The following is a 20,802-nucleotide window of genomic DNA, read 5'->3' as shown; positions in this document are numbered from 1 at the left end:
CATGCCCGAAGGAAGCCGGACACGGCAGTGCACCGGCCAGCCCCATCACGGGCTGGCCGGTGCCGGTTTCAGCGGGAGATGTCTTCCAGCGACCGGTTGGTGGTCTCGATGGCCAGAGCCGAGACGACGATGCCGGCGACGATCGCGGCCGATGCGAAGACGAGGAACACCATGCCGATGCCGTCGGCCACGAAGAAACCCACGATCAGCGGGCCGACCATGGAGGCCAGCCGCAGCCAGGCGGTGCCGAGGGCGGTGCCGATGGCCCGGGCGCGGGTCGGGTAGATCTCCGGCGTGTAGAGATAGATGCCGAGAACCGACAGGCCGGCGAAGTAGTAGGCGATGCCGCTGAGCACCACGAACTGGGGCACCGACGTGAGGCCGACGTACCAGATGGAGAGGAGCGCCGCCGCGGCCCCGAACAGGGCGACCATGAACAGTCTGCGCCGGCCGATCCGGTCGATGACGAAGCCCGCCGTCAATCCTCCGGCCAGCTGCATCAGGCTGCCGATGGTGCCGAAGCGCAGCGCGGTTTCGAGCGGCAGGTTGAACACGCTCCGGTACAGGGTCGGCAGCCAGGTGCCGAGGCCGTAGGTGATGAGGAAGGTGGAGAACCAGATCACCCACACCACCACCGTGCGCTTGATGTAGTCGGGGCCGACCAGGTCACGCCAGGACGACCTGCGCGGGTCCGCGGGGACCCATTCGGTGGGCGGGGCGAGCTTCTGGCCGGTGGAGGCCTCGATCTCGCTCTCGATGCGCGCCATGGCGGCCGTCGCGTCGGCCACGCGGTTGCGGCTCGCGAGCCAGCGGGGCGATTCCGGCAGCAGGAAGCCGAGGCTCACGCCGATGATGATCGGCAGGACGCCGATGAAGAACATGGCCTGCCAGCCCAGGTGCGGCACCACGAAGGAGCCGATCAGGCCGGAGGCGAACAGCCCGAAGGTGAAGACGCATTCGTAGAGGATGAAGAAACGTCCGCGCTTGTGCGCCTTGGCGATCTCGCTGATGTACACCGCCGCGATCGGCACCTGCGCGCCGAGGCCCAGGCCCTGGATGGTGCGGAAGACAAGGAGCGTCTCGTAGTCGGAGGCAAACGCGCAGGCGAGGCTCATCGCCGACATGATGCAGATGGCGCCGATCATGGTCGGCAGGCGGCCGAAGCGCTCGGCGCACATGCCGGCCACGAGCGCGCCGACAAGCTGGCCGAGATAGCCGGTCGAGATGAGAAAGCCGACCTGCGGCCCGCTGAGCTTCCAGAGGGGCCGCAGCACCGGCAGCACCTGGGCGATGGTGAGCGCGTCGAACGCATCGAAGAAGGTGGCCGTACCGATCAGGATGCGGGCCTTCAGGTGCCAGCGCGAGAACGGCAGGCGCTCGATGCGCGCGGCGACGTCGCGGATCACCTCCGCATGCGCGCTGTCGGACTTGCCCATACTGATGTTCGTCATCCAATCACCTCCCCGGCATTGCTTTGATCTGTGTTCTTGATGAGGGAGCGTACCGATCACCGGCACGCGTCCTCGCCGCGGCCGGTCTCACGCCAGCTTCAGCAGCCTCTTGGCGTTGCCGCCGAAAATCTTTGCCTTGTCGGCGTCGCCCAGCTCGAACGTCCGCAGCCAGTCCACGCCCGGCGCGTTCTCCACGAAGGGCCAGTCGATGGAGAACAGGATGCGGTCCACGCCCATCTCCGCGATGCAGCAGGCAAGCGCGGGGTCGGAGAAGAAGCCGCTCGTCGTCACGTGGAAATGGTCGGTGAACAGCTTGCGGAAGGTCTTCGTCGGCGTGTCGCGGCTCAGGGCCTCGTCGATGCGGGCCATGAGGAACGGGATCCCCTCGCCGAGGTGCCCGAGAATGAGCTGGAGACGGGGAAACGCCTCCAGCGCCCCCGACAGAACGAGGCGCATGGCATGGGTGCCGGTCTCGATGGTGAAGCCCCACGCGGCCGTGGCGAAGGTCGGGTGGGTTTCGGCGTATTTCCCCATGTAGGCCTGCCGCACCGCAGCCATCGGCAAGGCGGGATGGATGTAGAGCGGCACATCCAGCGCCTCGGCGCGTTCCAGGATCGGCCAGAAGCGGGCGTCGTCCAGAAACAGCCCGTCCGTCGTCCCGTGGATCATGGCGCCCTTGAAGCCCAGCTCCCGCACGGCGCGTTCCAGTTCCCCCGCTGCATGGTCGGGCACGGACGTGGGCAGCGAGGCGAAGGCGGCGAAGCGGGTCGGGTGCGCCGCCACCACCTCGGCGAGCCGGTCATTGGCGCGCCGGGCAACGTCGGCCGCCGATGCCGCCGGAACCCTTTGAAGCCCGGGCGGCGCATGGGAGAGCACCTGGATATCGACGCCCGCCTCGTCCATTTCACGCAGGCGCTGGGCACCGAGATCGCGCATGCGGGTGGCGAGGCTCCCGCCGGCACCGCCGGCGATGGCGTACACCTCCGCATCGAGATAGTGCTCCTCGATGGCAACGACCGGCCCTGGCGCCGCCATGGCGCGCCTCCTGCTGCTCGGGTGCGTGTCAAAAGCTCTGGCCCGCCATCCCCTGCGCCGGCGGTGCCGGCGCAGGGGCGTGGCTCAGGCACACAGAGCGGCGAGTTCGGCGTGGGTGGTCAGACGCGCCAGCGCCTCGTAGCGGCGGGCGAGGCGCAGCGACTCGATCAGCTCGATGATCCCGTAGGGCCGGCCGAACACGTGCGCGTGCACGGTGATGTCCAGGCAGCAGGGGCGCTTGGGGGCGTCCGGCCAGTTCGCGAGCAGGCGCTCCAGGATCTGGGTGAAGGCGCGCGGCTCGTTGCCGTAGCGGATGTAGAGGGGCATGTCGTTCACCTCCATGGTGAACGGGACGCCGACGACGCTGCCCCGCGGCGTTTCCAGCTTGTAGGGCACGTCCGTGTCGAAGATGTCCGAATGCCAGGCAAAGCCCTGCTCCGCCAGCAAAGCGGAGGTGACGGCGCTGGGGGTGCAGCGTGGGCTGATCCAGCCCGCCGGGCGGCGGCCCGAGGTCGCCTCGATGGTGGAGATGCAGCGCAGGAGGTCGGCGCGCTCCTCGGCCTCGGTCTGGTAGGCCGGCACGATGTTCTGCGCCCAGGCATGGGCGGCTATGTCGTGCCCGGCCGTGACGATGGCCTTCATCAGGTCCGGATAGCGCTCGGCGAGGATGCCGCTGACGTAGAACACCGCCTTCACGTCGGCGGCTGCGAGCGCGTCGAGGATGCGCCAGGTGCCCACCTTGGGGCCGTAGTCCGCCCAGGAGCGGCCCTGCAGGTCGAGCACGCCGGCCTTGAGCGGGTTGCCCATGGGGCCGATGCCCGGCGCGGAATCGTCGCTCCAGGCTTCGAGCATCACGCTGACCGAAAGGGCAAGCGGACGGTCCAGGGGCCAGGCGACGGGGGTGGAGGTTGCTGCGGTCATGCGGCGCGCCCTTTCAAGTGTCGCGGTTCGTTCAGCCGATACGGTTCTGGAGCGTGCCGATGCCCTCGATGTGGCAGGTCACGAGGTCGCCCCGCTGAAGCGGGTGGGGCGGCGTCATGGCATAGCCGACACCGGAGGGCGTGCCGGTGGCGATGATGTCGCCCGCTTCCAGCGTCATCCCGCGCGAGAGGTCCTCGATGATGCGGGGCAGGTCAAAGATCATCTGCGAGGTGTTGGCGGCCTGGCGGCGCTCGCCGTTCACCTCCAGCCACAGGTCGAGCTTCTGCGGATCGGCGATGGCGTCGTCGGTGACGATGCAGGGGCCGATGGGGCAGCTGCCGTCGAGGCCCTTGCCCTTGAACCACTGATCGTGGCGCCGCTGCAGGTCGCGGCCGGTAATGTCGTTGAGCACCGTGTAGCCGAACACGTACTTGCGCCAGTCGGCAGCCGGAATATCGCGGCCGTCGCGGCCGATCACGATCGCCAGCTCGATCTCGTAGTCGAGCAGGTTGGTGATGCCCTCGTGAAGCGGAATGGTGTCGCCGGTGGCGATGACGGTCGTCGGCGGCTTGGAGAAGAACTGGGGAAATTCCGGCAGCTTCAGGTCCAGCCCGCGCGCCTTGTAGCCCTCGGTGACGTGATCGATGTAGTTGCGGCCGACGCAGAAGATGTTCTTGGCCGGGCGCGGGATCGGCGCCAGCAGCGTGACGTCTTCCAGCGGCACGAGACCAGGCCCGCCGCTACCCGCCCCCCGGGCGGCCTCGGCCAGAGCCTTCGCGGCATCGACGGCGCCGGCGCGGATCAGCGAGAGCATGCTCTCGAATTCCGGCTTGCCGGTTGCCGTGAGGTCGAACACGGCGTCATCGAGCACCACACCCAGGTGCTGATCGGCGGACGGCTTGCGAACAAAGGTGACCAGTTTCATCGGCAGTTCTCCTGCCGTCAAAAAATATCGATTTTCCGAGTCGGTCAACTTAAATATCGATTTTTTGATTGTGCATTGCAATATTATCGATCATTCAGGCTTTACGAAGCGGCTATGATCATCCAAGGTTCGCAGGCGAAGAACGGAGCGCGGCACTGTTGATGACGAAGAGCGCAACCCTGGCCAGCGAGGCCTATGGACGGCTGCGGAGCGACATCATCGATGGGGCGATCAAGCCGGGCGCCAAGCTGAAGATTCGCACCATCTGCGATCAGTATGGCATCGGTGCCAGCCCGGTCCGCGAGGCGCTGAACCGGCTCGCCAGCGAAGGGCTGCTCGATCATCGCGACCAGCGCGGGTTCCGGGTCCACTCGGTCACCCTCCAGGACCTCGACGAGCTGATCCTTGCGCGGTGCTGGGCCAACGAGGTCGGGCTGCGCAATTCGATCCGCAGCGGGGGGCTCGCCTGGGAAGAGGGCGTGACCGCGGCACTCCAGCGGCTGGAAGCCATCCCGCGCTATCTCTCCGACGACACCACCGAGCGCAATCCCGCATGGGAGCAGGCCCACGGCGCCTTCCATGCGGCGCTGGTGGCGGCGTCGGGATCGTCCTGGATCAACGATTTCTGCACGCAATTGTATGTCGCGGCGCAACGCTACCGCCATGCGGCGCGGACCGTCCCGCGCGCCGGCCGCAACGAGCAGGACGAGCACCGGGCCATCGCGCAGGCCGCTATCGCCCGGCGCGAGAACGAGGCCGTCGAACTGCTGATGGAGCATTTCCGGCTGACCGCGCGGCTGGTCCGCGCGGCCCTGCGCCAGGATGGCATGTAGACGTCTGTAACGTCGGGCCCTAGCGGGCGGGGCCGGTCCACACCGTCTTGGTGTTGGTGAACTCGCGGATGCCGTAGGATCCCAGTTCCCGGCCGTATCCCGAACGCTTGATGCCGCCGAACGGCAGGCGCGGGTCCGAGGCGACCATGCCGTTGATGAAGACCGCGCCGGCCTCGATCTGGCGGGCGTAGACGGCGGCCTTCGCCACGTCCCGCGTCCAGATCGCCGCGCCGAGGCCAAACTCGGTGTCGTTGGCGTGGGCGATCGCATCCTCGGCCGACGCAACGCGGATGATCGCCGCGGCTTTCATCATTCTGTTTGTGATGAAGCCCATGCGGATCCGGGCGACTTCGGGAGGCTCATCCGGGAAGCGATGAAACCTGAGACCATCCGGCGGGGGCCTCGCCCCGCCGGATGGTTTGCCTGAACGGAAGGGGCCGGGATCAGCGTGGCTGCGTCGGCCAAACCTGAAACGCCAGTCGGTGCCGGGCACGTCTTTGCCGGACACGTCCGATTGACATGATCTGCCATTGTCAATGAATGGCCCGGGCTCCCGAAGGATCCGGCGGGCCACCGACTGCTGCAAAGCGGTGCACCGGGGCGCGAGGCGGCCGCAGGCGCAAGAGGCCCGCGGCTTCGCCTGCTAGTAGGTCGCCGCCAGATAGTCGACGATCGCCTTGGCGTCCTTCTCGTCGATCGGGGCGCCGTAGACGGAAATCATCTTGTGAACCTCGGCATCCCAGAACGGCCGCCCCATCTTGGGTGGCTGCGTGAGGATGTAGTCGGCCGAATGGCACGCGGCACAATTGTTCTCCGCGGCCTCGACCCCCGGCCCCGGCTTGAAGACGGCGGTCTCCGGCGGAAGCACATAAGACATGGGCTGCGCCACAGCGAAGCCGGCGAAGGTGCCGGCACAGGCCAGGGCGGCGGTGGTGACGAGGGCGGCGGCGAGGGTCTTGGGATGGCTGGTCATCGGAATCTCCCTCACGCGGCCACGATACGGGTGGTTTCGACGACGTTGCGCATATAGCCGGAGGGGTTCCAGGTCGCCTCCATGGGCTGGCTCTTGCCGAGCACATTGGTGGCCCGCACCAGGATCGCGTGGTCTCCCGGCGGCACGGTCACGCTCGTCCGCCATTCACGGAACGAGTACTTGCCGAGATCCTCGCCCAGCGTCGCCGGCGCGAAGGACTTGCCGCCATCGGCGGAGACTTCGACGCGCGCGATGCCCGAGCCGCCATCGAAGGCGATGCCGCGCAAGGGCAGGGGCTTGCCCGCCGCGACCTTCGCGCCGTCGAGAACGTTCGTGAGAAAGGACCGCACGACGAAGCGGCCGATCGGCACGGTCTTTTCCGGCTTCCCGCCGGGGGGCACGCAGGCGCATTCGTTGTCGGGAATGCGATAGGCCGTGGCCATCCAGAAATTGTCGAGCGGCTTGTCGAGCACGGTGATCTGGTTGAGGTGCTTCACCCAGTAGGTGCCGAAGTAGCCGGGCACGACGAGGCGCAGGGGAAAGCCGTTCAGCCAGGGCAGGTCGGTGCCGTTCATCTGGTAGGCCAGGATCACCTCGCCATCGAGCGCATGATCAAGCTTCAGGGACTTGGCGAAGGCCGGCGTCTGCGGCATGGCGGGACGGTCGAGCCCGCTGAAGGCGACCTCGACGGCGCCGCTTGCGATGCCCGCCTTTTCCAGCACGGCCTTCAGCGGCACGCCCTTCCAGCGGGCATTTCCCATCAGTCCGTTGCCCGCCTGTCCTCCGCCCACGCGCGGCTGGAAGATGCCCCGGCTGTTACCCGAGCATTGATGCACGGCGACGAATTCCACCGGCTCGAACTTGGTCTTCAAATCATCGAGAGAAAGCGAAAGGGGCGTCGCGACCTTGCCCTTGACCTCCACGCGGAAGGTGGTGGGGTCGATGTCGAGCGGAATGTCGGCAAGGTGATAGCGCACGAAGAAGGCATCGTTCGGCGTCAGGATGCCGTCGTTGAACACGGAGAACGGGGTTTCGAGCTGCGGGGGGCGCGCGGTCAGGCCAATCAGGGCGCGTTTGCCGGGATAGACCACGAGCGGGCGCTCGCCATTGCCAAAGGGAAGCGTGATCGTTTCCGCAGCCAGTGCCGCGAAACGGGACCCCGCCATGAGCCCCGCCCCGGCCCCGAGGGCCATGCCTCCGACCGAACGCAACGCCTGCCGCCTTGTGATCATTCCCCGTTTCCCTTCCCTTGCAGCCCGGTTGGTCCGGGATCTGCTTTTGTCCGGCGTTATCCGAGCTTTTCCGTCCAGCCCGACGGGCGGCAGATCGCTCCTGGCACCGATACAGGCCGCCACCCTTGCGCCGGCGACCTGACTCAAACTTCACCGAACCGCCGAAGTGGTCAACATCTGTCTTGTCGATCTCGGCACCGGCACGCGCGGTGCCCTCATTGATCCCCTTCGCTGTCCCTGAAGTCGGTTTCTCCCCGCTTCCAGTACCCGGACATCACGAGCCTGCCGCGCGGGAAGGCGCGGTCGAGCTGGAAGTGTCGGCGGACCGTGCGGACGATCGAGGCTTCCGCAGCGAACCAGACCGCACCTGTATCCGGCGGCAGTTCCGCCCCCATCATCGCCTCGGCGAGCCGGGTGCCGGCGTTCCGGCCATTGCGGGGGAGCCAGGTGATTTCCACGTCGGCTGTCGAGGTGAGGATCTGGGCGTCGTCATCCCAGGGAACTTCCACGAAGGCATCGACGGGAAGTCCGGCCGGCAAGGATTCGAGGATGGACGCGATGGCCGGAAGCGCGGTCTCGTCGCCTCCGATCAGCAAATGCGAGACGTCGGGATCGAGCCGGAAGCCGCCGCGCGGGCCGGCGATCTGGACCACGTCGCCAAGTGCCGCGTTCTGCGCCCATGTGGAGCAGGGGCCGTCTCCGTGCAGGACGAAATCGATGTCCATCTCGCACCGCGCCTCGCGGAAATGGCGGATGGTGTAGGCGCGTCCGCTCGGTTTCTCGCCGTCGGCGGTCGGCACGAAGACCTTGACCCATTGCGCGGGGCGGCGGACGGGAAAATCCATGAGCGCCGCCGAGGCGAGGGTGATGCGTCGCATGTGCGGGCTCACCTCGATGACCTTGCGGACCTCGGCGATCCTCAGGCGGCGTTCGGGCGGGACCGGGCGTTCGGCGCCCGCGAGGGGTGCGTTGTGCTGTTTCATCGTAAGGATCCTTGGCAGCCGGGTCAGGCGCGACGCCGGCGCAGCGTGGTGAGGGAGAGGAGGAAGGCGGCGGCCGCCATGGACGCGGCGATGCGGAAGGCGAAGCGCATGGCCTCCGTCACGAGGTCCGGGGTGGCGGTGGCCGTATCGCCGGCGACGCTGGCGAAGAGCGCGCCCATGAGGGAGGCGCCGGTGATGAGACCGAGATTGCGGGCAAGGGCCAGCAGGCCGGAAACGAGGCCGCGCTGTTCGGGGCGCGCATCGGTCATGACGGCGGTGTTGTTCGGCGTCTGGAAGAAGGCGAGCCCGACGCTGATGAACAGGATGGCGACGATGTAGATGGCGACACCGCCATCGCGCGACACCCAGGACATCACGAAGGCCCCGATGGTGAACAGCGCCAGCCCGATGACCATGGCGAGCCTCGCGCCGATGCGGTCGGCAAGGGTGCCGGCCGGCACGCCCATGATGGCAGCGGCGAGGGGACCGACCGTCATCACAAGGCCGACCATGCGGGTGTCGAGGCCGAGCGCCTTCGAGAGGAAGAACGGCCCCAGCACCAGGGTGGCCATCATCACCGCATAGACCAGCACGCTCATGACCATGCTGGTGGAGAGCAGCGCGTTGCCGAACATGGAGAGCTTCAGCAGCGGCGCCCGCGCCTTCACCTGCACCGCGAGGAACAATGCGAGGCCGACGAGCGCGCCGAGCCCGAGCTGCAGCACGAGCGGGGCATCGAAGCCCTGCTTGCCGGCCAACGTCATGGCCAGCGCATAGGCGCCCAGCGTCAGGGCGAGGAGGATGGTGCCGAGCCAGTCGAACCGCGCCGCGGGGACGGGATGCTTCGGTGCATCGACGGCGTTGGGCAGATAGCGCGAGACCAGAAGGAAGGCGAGAAGCCCGAACGGCAGGTTGACCCAGAACACCGCCTGCCAGCCGAAGGCGGCCAGCGCCAGCGAGCCGAGGGACGGGCCGAGGGCGATGCCGAAGGACACCATGGTGGAGAGCACGCCCATGGCGAAGCCGGTGCGCTCCTTGGGGAACACCTCGCCGACGAAGGCGAAGGAGAGCGCCATCAGGATCGCGCCGCCAAGCCCCTGGCCGGCGCGGCCGGCGATCAGCAGCGGCAGGCTGGTGGAGAGGGCGCACAGCACCGAGGCCGCCATGAAGACGGCGAGCCCCCACAGATAAAGCCGCTTCTTGCCGAGCTGGTCGCCGAAACGCCCGACGCCGACGATGAGGGCGGTGACGACGAGCAGATAGCTCACCACCACCCATTGGACGGCCCCGAAGTCCACGCCGAGGCTCTTCACCAAGGTGGGCAGGGCGACGTTGATGATGTTGGTGCCGAGCTGCGACAGCAGGATGGCAAGGGAAAGCCCGGTGAGCACCATGCCGGACCGGATGGGCCGGTGCGCGGCCGCGGCGTGCGGCTGGGCGGTGGGGGAAGAGGTTTGTCGTGTCATGTGGGGTCCTGTCGAAAGCGGCGCGCAGGCGCGTTGAACTGGTCTTTCGATAGGGGCCGGACTTGTTTGCATACAGTGCAATGTCGCTATTATATGATTGCATCGGATGCACTGATGCGGAGGCGCCTCCCTTGCCTGCCAAACCGACGCGACGCCAAGTTACGCGCCAAGTTGCGCGCCACTTGCCGCGCCACTTGCCGCCGCTCGACATGAACCTGCTGGTGACGCTCGATGCGCTTCTTTCGGAGGGCAGCGTCGTGGGTGCCGCGCAGCGGCTGAACCTCTCCGCGCCGGCCATGAGCCGCCAGCTCGCGCGCATCCGTCACCTGCTGGGTGACCCGGTGCTGGTGCGGGCGGGACGCGGGCTCGTGCCGACCCCGCGTGCCGAGGGCCTGCGCGAGCGGCTGCGCGGTCTCGTGGTCGAGGCCGAGGCGCTGGTGCGCGGCGACGACGAGATCGATTTGTTGAGGCTGGAGCGCACCTTCGTCATCCGCGCCAATGACGGGTTCGTCGGCACCTTCGGCGCGGCGCTGGCCTCATTGGCCGCGCAGGAGGCGCCCCTGGTCCGGCTGCGCTTCGCCCACCAGGACAAGGAGGATGTGGAGGCCCTGCGGGAGGGGCGTATCGACGCCGATGTGGGCGTCATCGGCGCCATGGGGCCGGAGATCCGTTTGCAGGCGCTGTTCCACGATCGTTTCGTGGGGGTGGTGCGCCCCGGCCATCCGCTCGCCGGGGAGGTGACGCCGGAGCGGTTCGCCGCCTTTCCCCATGTCTCCGTCTCGCGAAGGGGCCGGTTCTCGGGCCCCATTGACGTGGCGCTGGCAGCACTGGGATTGAAGCGCTTCGTGGCCATTGCGGTGGCCAATTTCAGTGATGCGCTCGCCATCGTGCGCACCTCGGATCACGTTGCCGCGGTGCCGGCGCGGCTGACGGAGCCGGGGCGTGCCGGCCTCCACACCTTCGACCTACCGGTGAAGACGGATGCGCTCGCCGTGTCTCTTGCCTGGCATCCCCGCTTCGATGCCGACCCCGCCCACCGGTGGCTGCGCGCGGCACTGCGGGCCGCATGTTCGTCCCGCGCGCCGGGAGAGACCGAACCGGCCGGTTAGGCGCGCGGACCGCCGGCTGGCTCTATGACGGTTCCCGGGCGAGAGCCGGGCTTATGGCCGGCGCCGTGGCCGAACGGCGGATCACCAGCTCGATGGGCAGCTCCACGCGCTGCGGCTGCGCTTCGCCGCGAAGGCGGGCGAGCAGATGGCGCGCCACCGTGCGTCCCAGCTCGGTGGTGGGCAGATGCACCGTGGTCAGCGGCGGCGCGAGGTGGGCGGCGACTTCCAGATTGTCGATGCCTACGACCGACAGCGCGCCGGGCACGGCGATGCCGCTCGCCTGGGCCTCGAACAACGCGCCGGCCGCCAGAAGATCGTTGCCGCAGACCACGGCCGTCGGCGGCGTCGCCCGCGCCATCAGCTCGGCCAACCCCGCGCGGCCGCCGGCAAGGGTGAAGGGGGCCTCCACCACGCAGGACGAGGGCAGCTCGATCCCGCGTGCGGCGAGGGCGGCGCGCACCCCCGCGACGCGGGAACGGGCGCGGTCGTTGGCGTGGGTGAAGCCGGAGATCATCCCGAAACGGCGGTGGCCGAGGTCGAGCAGGTGATCGGCGATGAGCCGCCCCGCCTTCTCGTTGTCGAAGCCGATGGCGGGCAGGCGCGCGTCGAACGACCAGGACAGAACCACCGGAACGGACGCCGTGGTGAGCAGCGCCCAGGTCTCCTCCAGATGGTCGGCACCCACCACCATCAGCGCGTCGACGCCGCGCGCCAGCATCGCCCGCACCGCCGCGGCCTCCTGCGCCGGGGCATAATCGTGGGCAGCGACGAGGAGCTGATAGCCGTTGCCCGCAAGCTCGGTCTGCATGGCCTGGATGGCGCGGGCGAAGATGGCGTGATCGAGGGTGGGCACCACGGCGCCGATGGTCAGCGTCTTGCCCGAGGCGAGGGCGCGCGCCGCGCCGCCCGGCACGTAGTTCAGCCGCGCGATGGCGTCGCTCACGCGCGCCAGGGTTTCCTCCTGCACCAGATCCGGGCGCGAGAGGGCGCGCGAGACCGTGGCCGTGGAGACCCCGGCCAACTGAGCCACATCCTGAAGCGTCGCCCGCGCCTTGCGATTCATGGTTGTCATCATGCCAGCAGGCGGTCGTGATGAACAGGGATGAATGCGCTTGCAGCCTGTGCGCGCAAGACAGCCACCGCAGTGCAGCAGTGAAAGTCCAGATCTTGGCCGATCGCTGCTTGACACTCGAACGCTCGATGATAGCTTTTATGTAAGCGCTTGCATAAGCCGCCGACGAGGCGGACCAGCAGCGTGCCGATGCTCCCGCAGATGGAGCACGCAATGACGGGAGGAGACGAATGCCGCTCGGGCGCAGGTCCGCCATCGGCGTGACGACGCTCGGCTTGCTGGTGCTCGCGTGGTTCATGGCCACCGGCGCCAACGGGCTGATCTCACCGGGACGCTTCCCGACGCCGGCCGATACGTGGGCCGCCGGCCTCCAGGCCATGGGGCGGGGCTACGGCGACGCGACGCTGGTCGTGCATGTGCTGCAATCGCTGAAGCTGGTGGCGCTGGGCTTCGTGGTGTCGGTGGCGGTGGGGGTGCCGCTGGGCCTCCTGATGGGCACGAGCGCCACGGCCGAGGCAGTGCTGAACCCGGTGTTCATGCTGCTGCGCCCCATTCCACCTTTGGCCTGGATCCCCCTCGCCATCCTGTGGTTCGGGCTCGGGGACACGGCCAAGATCATGGTCATCTTCTTCGCCGCCTTCGTTCCGTCGGTCATCAACACCCAGGCCGGCGTGCGCACCATCGAGCGTCCCCTCATCGAGGCGGCGCGCATGCTCGGCACGCCGCACGGCCGCTTCATCCGCGAGGTGGTGGTGCCCGGCGCGGCGCCGATGATCTTCACCGGCCTGCGCCTGTCGTTGCAGGCGAGCTGGACCACGCTGGTGGCGGCCGAACTGGTGGGTGCCCTCGCCGGGCTCGGGCACCTGCTCAACCTCGCCCAGCAGGACCTTTATCCCGGCATGATCCTCGTGGGCATGATCTGCGTCGCCATCTTCGGCGCGCTCACCACCGCTCTCTTGGGCCTTGTCGAGCGCCGCACCCTGACCTGGGTCCGCATCAAGGGAGAGACGGCATGACCGGCGCGCTGGACCCTGCCCGGCGCATGGTGCTGGGCCTCGCCGGTCTCGTCGGCTTCTTCGGCCTGTGGGCGCTGGTTGCGGCGAGCGGGCTTGTGGGCAAGGCCTTCCTTCCCGGCCCGCTGGAAGTGGCCGAGCGGCTGGTGACGTTGCTCCACACCTCGTTCGCGGGGGGCACGCTGCCGCAGCACCTCGCCTCCAGCCTCCAGCGCTTTTCCGCCGGCTACCTGCTGGCGGCGGCGGTGGGCGTGCCGCTGGGCCTGCTGATGGGGCGCTTCCGGCTGCTCGACGACATCGTCTCGCCGCTGTTCGACGCCCTGCGCTTCATCGCCCCGATCGCGTGGGTGCCGTTCGCCGCCTTGTGGTTCGGCACCGGCTTCGGCGGGCCCGTCCTGATCATCTTCTCCGGCGCCTTTCCGCCCTGCCTGCTCAACGCCTATCGCGGCGCCCGCCAGGTTGACCCGCGCTATATCGAGGCCGCCGAGATGCTGGGCACGCCGACCCATCGCCTGATCCTGGAAGTGCTGCTGCCCGCCGCCACCCCCTCCATCGTGGCGGGCCTCAGGATCGGCGCCGGTCTCGGCTGGCAGTCTCTGGTGGGCGCCGAGCTGATCGTGGCCTCCACCGGCGTCGGCTACATGATGGTGCAGGCCCAGAGCGGCGTCGCCACCGCGACGGTGATGGTCGGCATGGCGGCCATCGGCCTCGTCGGCGTCCTCATCGACATCGCCCTTCGTGCCCTCGAGGCGCGCATCCACAACCGCCTCGCGCGAGCCTGAGAGGACAAGATGAGCTCCATCCGCTTCGATGCCGTGAGCAAGAGTTTCGGCGCCGGCCAGGTGAAGGCGCTGGACGACGTGGACCTTGCCATCGCCGACAAGGAATTCCTCGCCATCGTCGGCCCCTCCGGCTGCGGCAAGACCACCTGCCTGAGGCTCGCCGCGGGCTTCGAGTTTCCCACCTCCGGCCGCGTGCTGGTGGGCAATGCCGAGGTGCGCGAACCGGGGCCGGACCGGGCGGTGGTGTTCCAGCAGTTCGCCCTCTTCCCCTGGAAGACGGTGGTCGAGAACATCGAGCTGGGCCTGCGCAACCGGAACATGCCCCGCGAGGAGCGGCGCATCCGCGTCATGGAGGCGGTCGAGCTGATCGGCCTCAATGGCTATGAGGGCGCCTATCCGCACCAGCTCTCGGGCGGCATGCAGCAGCGCGTGGCCATCGCCCGCGCCTATGTGCTCGATCCCCAGGTGCTGCTGATGGACGAGCCCTTCGGCGCCCTCGACGCGCAGACCCGTGTGGTGATGCAGGAAGAGCTGGTGCGCCTCGCCCGGCGCAATCCGCGCACGGTGCTGTTCATCACCCACGGCGTGGAAGAGGCGGTCTATCTCGCCGACCGGGTGGCGATCATGACCCGCCGCCCCGGCCGCCTGAAGGAGATCGTGGACGTGAAGTCGATCCGCGAGGCCGAGGGCTGGGAGCGCTACAGCCGCATCGAGGACGTGATGGACCTCGAATCCTTCGTCCACCTGCGCACCCACATCTGGCGATCGCTCCGCGAGGAAAAGACCGGTGCCGCGCACTGACGGCGTCGAAAAAGGGAGCAGGGCGCCCCGGCGCGCGCTCCAGAACAGGCCGGACCACCGGCAGCACCAGGGAGAGACACGCATGACCAAGGTCAAGGACACGCCGTTCGAACGCCCCGCGCGCAGGCACACCTTCCTCGCGGCGGCGTTCGCCGCCCTCTCGGCAACCCTGGTCGCTCCGGCCGCACCGGCACGGGCCGAGGGGCTGACCAAGATCAGCATCTCCTACCAGCCCTCGCTCTACTGGGCTCTGCCCTTCTACATCGCCACCGAGAAGGGCTGGTGGAAGGAGGTCGGGCTCGACGCGACCTTCGTCACCTTCCCGGCGGGTGCGCCGCAGGTGGCGGCGGCGCAGGCGGGCTCGTGGGATGTGGGCGGCACCGGCTCGGTCCCGGCCGTGCTGGGCGCGGCGCGCTTCGGGCTCGTCACGGTGGGTATCACCAATGACGAATCCAAGACCAACGCGCTGATGACCCGCGCCGACAAGGTGGCGGCGCTGCAGAAGGATCCGTCCGCCCTGAAGGGCCTGAAGCTGCTGCTCACCACCAATTCCACGGCGGACTATGCGGCGCGCAACTGCCTCGCGAAATGGGGGCTGAAATCTTCCGACATGCAGTTCGTCAATCTCGGTCAGGCGCAGATCATCTCCGCCGCCATGGCCAACACTTCCGAGGTGGTGGGGGTATGGGCGCCCTACACCTACACGCTGGAAGAAAAGGCCGGCGCCAAGGTGCTGTGCTCCGGCGCGGATGCCGGCGCCATCGTGCCCGGCGCGCTGGTGGTGCGTCCCGCCTTCGCCAAGGAGCATCCGGACCTCGTGGCCAAGGTGGCCGCCGTCTATCTGCGGGCCTGGGGCTGGGCCAAGGCGCATCCGAAGGAAGCGCACGCCATGACCAAGGCCTTCTATGCCATCGGCGGCGTCGAGGCCTCGGATTCCGCCATCGACCAGGAGTTCGCCCTGCGGCCGACCTTCGCGCTCACCGAACAGCTCCGCCTCATGGATCGCGCCAAGGGACCGTCCGCCCTCGACGGCTGGCTCGGCCGGATCGGCGCCTTCATGGCGGAAGTCGGCACCATTCCCGCGGCGCCCGAGGCCAAGTCCTACGTGGACGACAGCTTCATGCGGAGGGTCGCGGCCGACCCCAAGCTCAAGGCCTTCGCCACCGAATTCGACACGACCAACTAGAGCCCGGACGGCAGGACGTCTCCTCCCCGGCGCCATGGAGCATTGAAATGGCCATCGAATACCTGAAGCGCGCGAGCAAGACCCCCGAGACCGAGACGGGAACGGCCCGCGAGGTCGTCACCGCCATGCTGGGCGAGATCGAGCGCCGAGGCGAGGAGGCGGTCCGCGAGTATGCCCTCAAGCTGGACAAGTGGGACGGCCCCATCCTCGTCACCCGCGAGGAGATGGAGCGCCGCGCCCGCGAGGTGCCCGATCAGGTGCGCCGCGACATCGCCTTCGCCGCCGATCAGGTTCGCCGCTTCGCCGACGCCCAGCGCGAGAGCGTGAAGGACTTCTCGGTGGAGCTTCTGCCCGGCCTCACCGCGGGACAGAAGCTGGTGCCCTGCAATGTCGCCGGCTGCTACGTGCCCACCGGGCGCTATGCTCACATCGCGTCCGCCTACATGTCCGTCGCCACGGCGAAGGCAGCGGGCGTCGGCACCGTGGTCGCCTGCTCCACGCCCTACCGGGGCGGCGGCATCCACCCTTACGTGCTCTATGCCATGATGGTGGCCGGGGCGGATGTGGTGATGACGCTGGGCGGCGTGCAGGCCATCGCCGCCATGGCCTACGGCCTGTTCACCGGCAAGCCGGCGGACATCATCGTCGGCCCCGGCAACAAGTTCGTCGCCGAGGCGAAGCGCATGCTGTTCGGCAAGGTGGGCATCGACGTGTTCGCCGGCCCCTCCGAGGTGGCGGTGATCGCCGACGAGACCGCCGATCCCCTGATGGTGGCGGTGGACCTCGTGGGCCAGGCCGAGCACGGTCACGAGAGCCCCGCATGGCTCTTCACCTCGTCCCGCGCGCTGGCGGATGAGGTGATGCGCAGCGTGCCCGGCCTCATCGCCGATTTGCCGCCCACCGCGCGTGATGCAGCCGCCGCCGCTTGGCGGGACTATGGCGAGGTGATCGTCTGCGACACCCGCGAGGAGCTGGTGGAGGTGTCCGACCGCTACGCCTCCGAGCATCTGGAGGTCCACGCCGCCGACCTCGGCTGGTGGCGCGAGGCCCTCACCAATTACGGCTCGCTCTTCCTCGGCGAGGAGACCACGGTGGCGTTCGGCGACAAGACATCCGGCCCCAACCACATCCTGCCCACCAAGTTCGCGGCCCGCTATTCGGCCGGGCTGTCGGTGCACAAATTCCTGAAGCCGCTCACCTGGCAGCAGATGAGCCGGGACGCCTGCAAGACCATCGCCCAGGTCACGGCCCGCATCTCGCGGCTGGAAGGCATGGAGGCGCACGCCCGCACCGGGGATTACCGTCTCGCCAAATACTTCCCCGGGCACAATTTCGACATGGGCGTGCCGGTGGACGCCTGAGCCATGTTCAATCTGTCTTCCCTGTTCGACCTTTCCGGCCGCACCGCGCTGGTGACGGGCGGAAGCTCCGGCATCGGCCTCGCCATCGCTGCGGGGCTGGGGCAGGCGGGGGCCGGCGTGGTCCTCGCCGCCCGCCGCGCGGCGGAGCTGGATGCCGCCTGCGCCGACCTCGCCCGCAACGGCATCGCCGCCCGGGCCATCGTCGCCGACCTTGCGGCGGACGACGGGGCCGAGCGTCTGGCTGAAGCGGCCGGCGACGGCATCGACATCCTCGTCAATGCCGCCGGCATGAACCTGCGCCAGCCCTTTGGCGCCGTGACGCGGGAGGCCTTCGATCTGCACATGGCGGTGCATGTGCGCGCGCCGTTCATGCTGGTGCAGAAGCTCGCGCCGGCCATGGCGGGGCGGGGGTGGGGACGCGTTCTCAACATCGCGTCGCTGCAATCCTTCCGTGCCTTTCCCAATTCCGCGCCCTATGGCGCGGCGAAGGGGGCCGTCGCCCAGCTCACGCGGGCCATGGCGGAGGAATGGTCCCGGCATGGCATCACCGCCAATGCCATCGCTCCGGGCTTCTTCCCCACCGCCCTCACCCAGGCGGTGTTCGAGGATGAGGCGCGCGCCGCCCACAATGCGGCCCAGACCGCCATTGGCCGCAATGGGCGGCTGGAGGATCTGGTGGGTCCCGCCGTTTTCCTCGCTTCCGACGCCGGGGCCTACGTCACCGGCCAGGTGCTGGCGGTGGACGGCGGCTTCACCGCCAAGTAGCGCGCCGCAAGATGAAAGCCCCATCCATGAAAGCTCTGGTCTATACCGGCCCGCACCGGCTGGAGTTCCGCAGCGAGCCCGAGCCCCTTCCTGCCAACGACGAAGTGCTGGTGCGGGTGGAGGCGGTGGGAATCTGTGGCTCGGACATGCACGCCTATCACGGGCACGACACGCGGCGCCCGGCGCCGCTGGTGCTGGGCCACGAGGCGGCGGGGCGCATCGCCTCCGGGCCACGGGCGGGACAGCGTGTCACCGTCAATCCGCTTGTCACCTGCGGCACCTGCCCGGCCTGCGAGGCGGGGCGCGCGCATTTGTGCCCCGACCGGCAGATCCTCTCCATGCCGCCGCGCCCCGGCGCTTTCGCCGAGCTGGTGCGGGTGCCGGAGCGCAATCTGGTGCCCATCCCGGACGATTTCCCCGTCGCCCATGCCGCGCTCGCCGAGCCGGTGGCGGTGAGCTACCACGCGGTGAACCAGGGCGCGCGCCTTCTGGGCATGCCCCTGTCCGCCGCCCGCTGCCTCGTGCTCGGGGGTGGGGCCATCGGCCTTGCTGCGGCGCTAGTGATGGCCATGCAGGGAGCCGCCGAGATCTTCGTCGCCGAGCCCAACGCGGCGCGGCGGGCCACGGTGGAGCGCGCCGGCCGTTTCCGCTGCTACGCGCCGGAGGAGGGCGGAGAGCCGAAGGACGGCAGCATCGATCTTGTGATCGACGCAGTGGGCGCGGTCGCGACCCGCGCCGCGGCCTGCCGGCTCGTGCGGCCGGGGGGCGTCATCGTCCATGCCGGACTTCTGCCCGGCACGGAGGGGCTCGACATCCGCCGCATCACGCTTCAGGAGATCATCGTCTCCGGCACCTATTGCTACACGCCCGCCGACTTCCGGGCGACGGTGGACGCGCTCGCCTCTGGGCGCCTCGGTTCCCTCGGCTGGATCGAGGAGCGCGGATTCGCGGAGGCCATTTCCGCCTTCGCCGACATCGATGCCGGCCGCACCGGCGCGGCGAAGATCGTCCTGCGGCTCTGACCGCCGACGCGCCCCGGCCGGTCCGGGGCGCTTTCCTCATCCCTCGATGCTGTCCCCGTCTGCGGCTCCGGTGCAGGCGTCGGTGCCGCGCGGCCAAGCCCCGCCCTTCATTCAGGCCCGCTCTTCATTCGAAAAACCAGAAAGAACGCCGGGACCCGACGGGCCGCTTGACAGGGTTTTGTTCGCAGTTTTATGTACTATATCTTATATAAGACTTGGCCGACACAAGCCGGCCGAGACGACAAGGAGGAGGCAAGCGTGAGTGCGCCGCAACTGTTGGTTCACGAGAAGAAGGACACCGTGGGTGTCGTCGTGGTGGAAGGCCTGAAGGCCGGCACCGACATGCTGTGCGTGGTGACGCACGACAATTCGGCGTTCCACCTCACTTCCAAGATGGACGTGCCCATCGGCCACAAGGTCGCCCTCACGGACATCAAGGCCGGGGACACCATCTGGAAGTACGGCCAGGACATCGGCATCGCCAAGGCCGACATCGCCAAGGGCGAGCACGTCCACATCCACAATGCCAAGACCAAGCGCTGGTGAGGGAAGAAATGTCCAACATCGCCATGTTCCACGCCCAGACCGCGCCCAACCCCTTCCGCGGCGGCGCGCCCGACCAGCTCATCACCAAGGCGACTCCCAAGGCGCTCGCCTCGGCCGACTATGCCAACGCCACCGTCCGCGGCTGGCGCCGCGAGAACGGCCGGGTGGGCGTGCGCAATCACGTCGTCATCCTGCCCCTCGACGACCTCTCCAACGCCGCCTGCGAGGCGGTGGCCGCCCATGTGAAGGGCACCATGGCGCTGCCCCATGCCTATGGCCGCCTGCAGTTCGGTGAGGATCTGGAAATCCACTTCCGCACCCTCATCGGCATCGGCTCCAACCCGAACGTCGCCGCCGTGGTGGTGATCGGCATCGAGGACCAGTGGACCAACCGCGTGGTCGAGGGCATCGCCAAGACCGGCAAGCCGGTGGTGGGCTTCGGCATCGAGCTCAACGGCGACATCGCCACCGTGGCCAAGGCCTCCTACGAAGCCAAGCGCTTCGTGCAGTGGGCCAACGAGCTGCCGCAGGAGGATTGTCCCATCTCCGACCTGTGGATCTCCACCAAGTGCGGTGAGAGCGACACCACCACGGGCCTGTCCTCCTGCCCCACCGTGGGCAACATGTACGACAAGCTGATCCCGCACGGCATCTACGGCGTGTTCGGCGAAACCTCGGAAATCACCGGCGCCGAGCACCTGTGCAAGGAGCGCGCGGCCACGCCGGAAGTGGCCGAGAAGTGGTTCAAGATGTGGAAGTCCTACCAGGACGACGTGATCGAGGCCCACAAGACCGACGATCTCTCGGACAGCCAGCCCACCAAGGGCAACATCGCCGGCGGCCTCACCACCATCGAGGAGAAGGCGCTGGGCAATCTCGAGAAGATCGGCCGCGAGTGCCGCTACATCGACGCCCTCGAGCCGGCCGAGGCTCCGGCCAAGGGCCCCGGCCTCTACTACATGGACACCTCCTCCGCGGCGGCCGAATGCGTGACGCTGATGGCGGCGGCGGGCTATGTGATCCACACCTTCCCCACCGGGCAGGGCAACGTGATCGGCAATCCCATCGTCCCGGTCATCAAGATCTCGGGCAACCCGCGCACGATCCGCACCATGGGCGAGCATATCGACGTGGACGTGTCGGGCGTGCTGCGCCGGGAGATGACCATTCCGGAGGCCGGCGACGCGCTCATCGACATGATCGTGCGCACCGCCAACGGACGCCTCACGGCGGCTGAATCCCTCGGCCACCGCGAGTTCGTGATGACCAAGCTCTACCGCAGCGCGTGAGGGCAGGGCGGCCGGGAGCGGCCGCCTTCTCCGCTCA

At 68.5% G+C, this 20,802-nt stretch carries 21 protein-coding genes; 11 read left to right on the top strand and 10 right to left on the bottom strand.

What is annotated here, in order from left to right; all coding sequences use genetic code 11:
* Positions 1-68: 68 nt before the first annotated feature.
* The 4 genes from V5F74_RS06900 to V5F74_RS06885 form a co-directional block, all read right to left on the bottom strand.
* Entirely contained in the window at positions 69-1,451 is a 1,383-nt protein-coding gene (locus V5F74_RS06900) for an MFS transporter (RefSeq protein ID WP_029555414.1), read from the bottom strand.
* Between the two features lie 87 nt (positions 1,452-1,538).
* Positions 1,539-2,486: an amidohydrolase family protein gene (locus V5F74_RS06895; RefSeq protein ID WP_029555413.1), complete on the bottom strand. Its 948-nt coding sequence runs from the start codon at positions 2,484-2,486 to the stop codon at positions 1,539-1,541.
* Positions 2,487-2,570: 84 nt separating this feature from the next.
* Complete coding sequence (locus V5F74_RS06890; protein ID WP_051678767.1) at positions 2,571-3,407, bottom strand: polysaccharide deacetylase family protein; 837 nt, start codon at positions 3,405-3,407, stop codon at positions 2,571-2,573.
* A gap of 31 nt (positions 3,408-3,438) precedes the next feature.
* Positions 3,439-4,332 (bottom strand): fumarylacetoacetate hydrolase family protein, encoded by an 894-nt coding sequence (locus tag V5F74_RS06885; RefSeq protein WP_394006968.1) that lies wholly within the window; start codon positions 4,330-4,332, stop codon positions 3,439-3,441.
* A 161-nt stretch (positions 4,333-4,493) separates the two neighbouring features.
* Between V5F74_RS06885 and V5F74_RS06880 the strand changes: the two genes are divergently transcribed.
* Positions 4,494-5,165 carry a GntR family transcriptional regulator gene (locus V5F74_RS06880; protein WP_051678766.1) on the top strand — a complete coding sequence of 224 codons (672 nt, stop codon included), beginning with the start codon at positions 4,494-4,496 and terminating at the stop codon, positions 5,163-5,165.
* A 19-nt stretch (positions 5,166-5,184) separates the two neighbouring features.
* Here the strand turns inward: V5F74_RS06880 and V5F74_RS06875 are convergent, their stop codons facing one another.
* From V5F74_RS06875 to V5F74_RS06855, 5 genes are all read right to left on the bottom strand, one after another.
* Positions 5,185-5,478, bottom strand: coding sequence for an aldehyde dehydrogenase family protein (locus V5F74_RS06875; protein ID WP_449361626.1), 294 nt, complete (start codon positions 5,476-5,478; stop codon positions 5,185-5,187).
* A gap of 330 nt (positions 5,479-5,808) precedes the next feature.
* Positions 5,809-6,138, bottom strand: a complete 330-nt coding sequence (sorB, locus tag V5F74_RS06870; protein WP_029555408.1) for a SorB family sulfite dehydrogenase c-type cytochrome subunit — start codon at positions 6,136-6,138, stop codon at positions 5,809-5,811.
* 11 nt (positions 6,139-6,149) lie between these two features.
* Entirely contained in the window at positions 6,150-7,370 is a 1,221-nt protein-coding gene (gene sorA / locus V5F74_RS06865; protein WP_394006965.1) for a SorA family sulfite dehydrogenase catalytic subunit, read from the bottom strand.
* Positions 7,371-7,585: 215 nt separating this feature from the next.
* Positions 7,586-8,353 carry a siderophore-interacting protein gene (locus tag V5F74_RS06860; RefSeq protein ID WP_394006963.1) on the bottom strand — a complete coding sequence of 256 codons (768 nt, stop codon included), beginning with the start codon at positions 8,351-8,353 and terminating at the stop codon, positions 7,586-7,588.
* Between the two features lie 23 nt (positions 8,354-8,376).
* On the bottom strand, positions 8,377-9,819 hold the full coding sequence (locus V5F74_RS06855) for an MFS transporter (protein WP_394006961.1): 1,443 nt from the start codon (positions 9,817-9,819) through the stop codon (positions 8,377-8,379).
* 209 nt (positions 9,820-10,028) lie between these two features.
* On the opposite strand from V5F74_RS06855, the gene V5F74_RS06850 reads away from it, so the two are divergent.
* Complete coding sequence (locus V5F74_RS06850) at positions 10,029-10,928, top strand: LysR family transcriptional regulator (protein WP_029555405.1); 900 nt, start codon at positions 10,029-10,031, stop codon at positions 10,926-10,928.
* Between the two features lie 22 nt (positions 10,929-10,950).
* On the opposite strand, the gene V5F74_RS06845 is transcribed toward V5F74_RS06850, so the two are convergent.
* Positions 10,951-11,991 carry a LacI family DNA-binding transcriptional regulator gene (locus tag V5F74_RS06845; RefSeq protein WP_394006959.1) on the bottom strand — a complete coding sequence of 347 codons (1,041 nt, stop codon included), beginning with the start codon at positions 11,989-11,991 and terminating at the stop codon, positions 10,951-10,953.
* A 239-nt stretch (positions 11,992-12,230) separates the two neighbouring features.
* Between V5F74_RS06845 and V5F74_RS06840 the strand changes: the two genes are divergently transcribed.
* The 9 genes from V5F74_RS06840 to V5F74_RS06800 all read left to right on the top strand — a co-directional run bounded on the left by V5F74_RS06840 (position 12,231) and on the right by V5F74_RS06800 (position 20,765).
* A complete protein-coding gene (locus V5F74_RS06840) occupies positions 12,231-13,016 on the top strand; it encodes an ABC transporter permease (RefSeq protein WP_029555403.1) in 786 nt (261 codons plus the stop codon).
* Positions 13,013-13,795: an ABC transporter permease gene (locus V5F74_RS06835; RefSeq protein WP_250168390.1), complete on the top strand. Its 783-nt coding sequence runs from the start codon at positions 13,013-13,015 to the stop codon at positions 13,793-13,795. Before V5F74_RS06840 ends, V5F74_RS06835 begins: the two co-directional genes overlap by 4 nt.
* 9 nt (positions 13,796-13,804) lie before the next feature.
* Positions 13,805-14,596 carry an ABC transporter ATP-binding protein gene (locus tag V5F74_RS06830; RefSeq protein ID WP_029555401.1) on the top strand — a complete coding sequence of 264 codons (792 nt, stop codon included), beginning with the start codon at positions 13,805-13,807 and terminating at the stop codon, positions 14,594-14,596.
* A gap of 82 nt (positions 14,597-14,678) precedes the next feature.
* Entirely contained in the window at positions 14,679-15,782 is a 1,104-nt protein-coding gene (locus V5F74_RS06825; RefSeq protein ID WP_250168389.1) for an ABC transporter substrate-binding protein, read from the top strand.
* 47 nt (positions 15,783-15,829) lie between these two features.
* Entirely contained in the window at positions 15,830-17,143 is a 1,314-nt protein-coding gene (locus V5F74_RS06820) for a sulfopropanediol 3-dehydrogenase (RefSeq protein ID WP_029555399.1), read from the top strand.
* 3 nt (positions 17,144-17,146) lie between these two features.
* Positions 17,147-17,908, top strand: coding sequence for an SDR family NAD(P)-dependent oxidoreductase (locus tag V5F74_RS06815; protein ID WP_029555398.1), 762 nt, complete (start codon positions 17,147-17,149; stop codon positions 17,906-17,908).
* Positions 17,909-17,934: 26 nt separating this feature from the next.
* A complete protein-coding gene (locus V5F74_RS06810; protein WP_029555397.1) occupies positions 17,935-18,930 on the top strand; it encodes an alcohol dehydrogenase catalytic domain-containing protein in 996 nt (331 codons plus the stop codon).
* A gap of 258 nt (positions 18,931-19,188) precedes the next feature.
* Positions 19,189-19,476: a UxaA family hydrolase gene (locus V5F74_RS06805; RefSeq protein WP_029555396.1), complete on the top strand. Its 288-nt coding sequence runs from the start codon at positions 19,189-19,191 to the stop codon at positions 19,474-19,476.
* Between the two features lie 8 nt (positions 19,477-19,484).
* Positions 19,485-20,765: a UxaA family hydrolase gene (locus tag V5F74_RS06800; protein ID WP_081837441.1), complete on the top strand. Its 1,281-nt coding sequence runs from the start codon at positions 19,485-19,487 to the stop codon at positions 20,763-20,765.
* Positions 20,766-20,802 lie beyond the last annotated feature (37 nt).

The sequence above is a fragment of the Xanthobacter aminoxidans genome (genome assembly GCF_043193615.1).
Lineage (GTDB): Bacteria > Pseudomonadota > Alphaproteobacteria > Rhizobiales > Xanthobacteraceae > Xanthobacter > Xanthobacter aminoxidans.
Note: the sequence above shows the minus strand (reverse complement) of the source record. Positions and strands in the feature narration are given on the sequence as shown.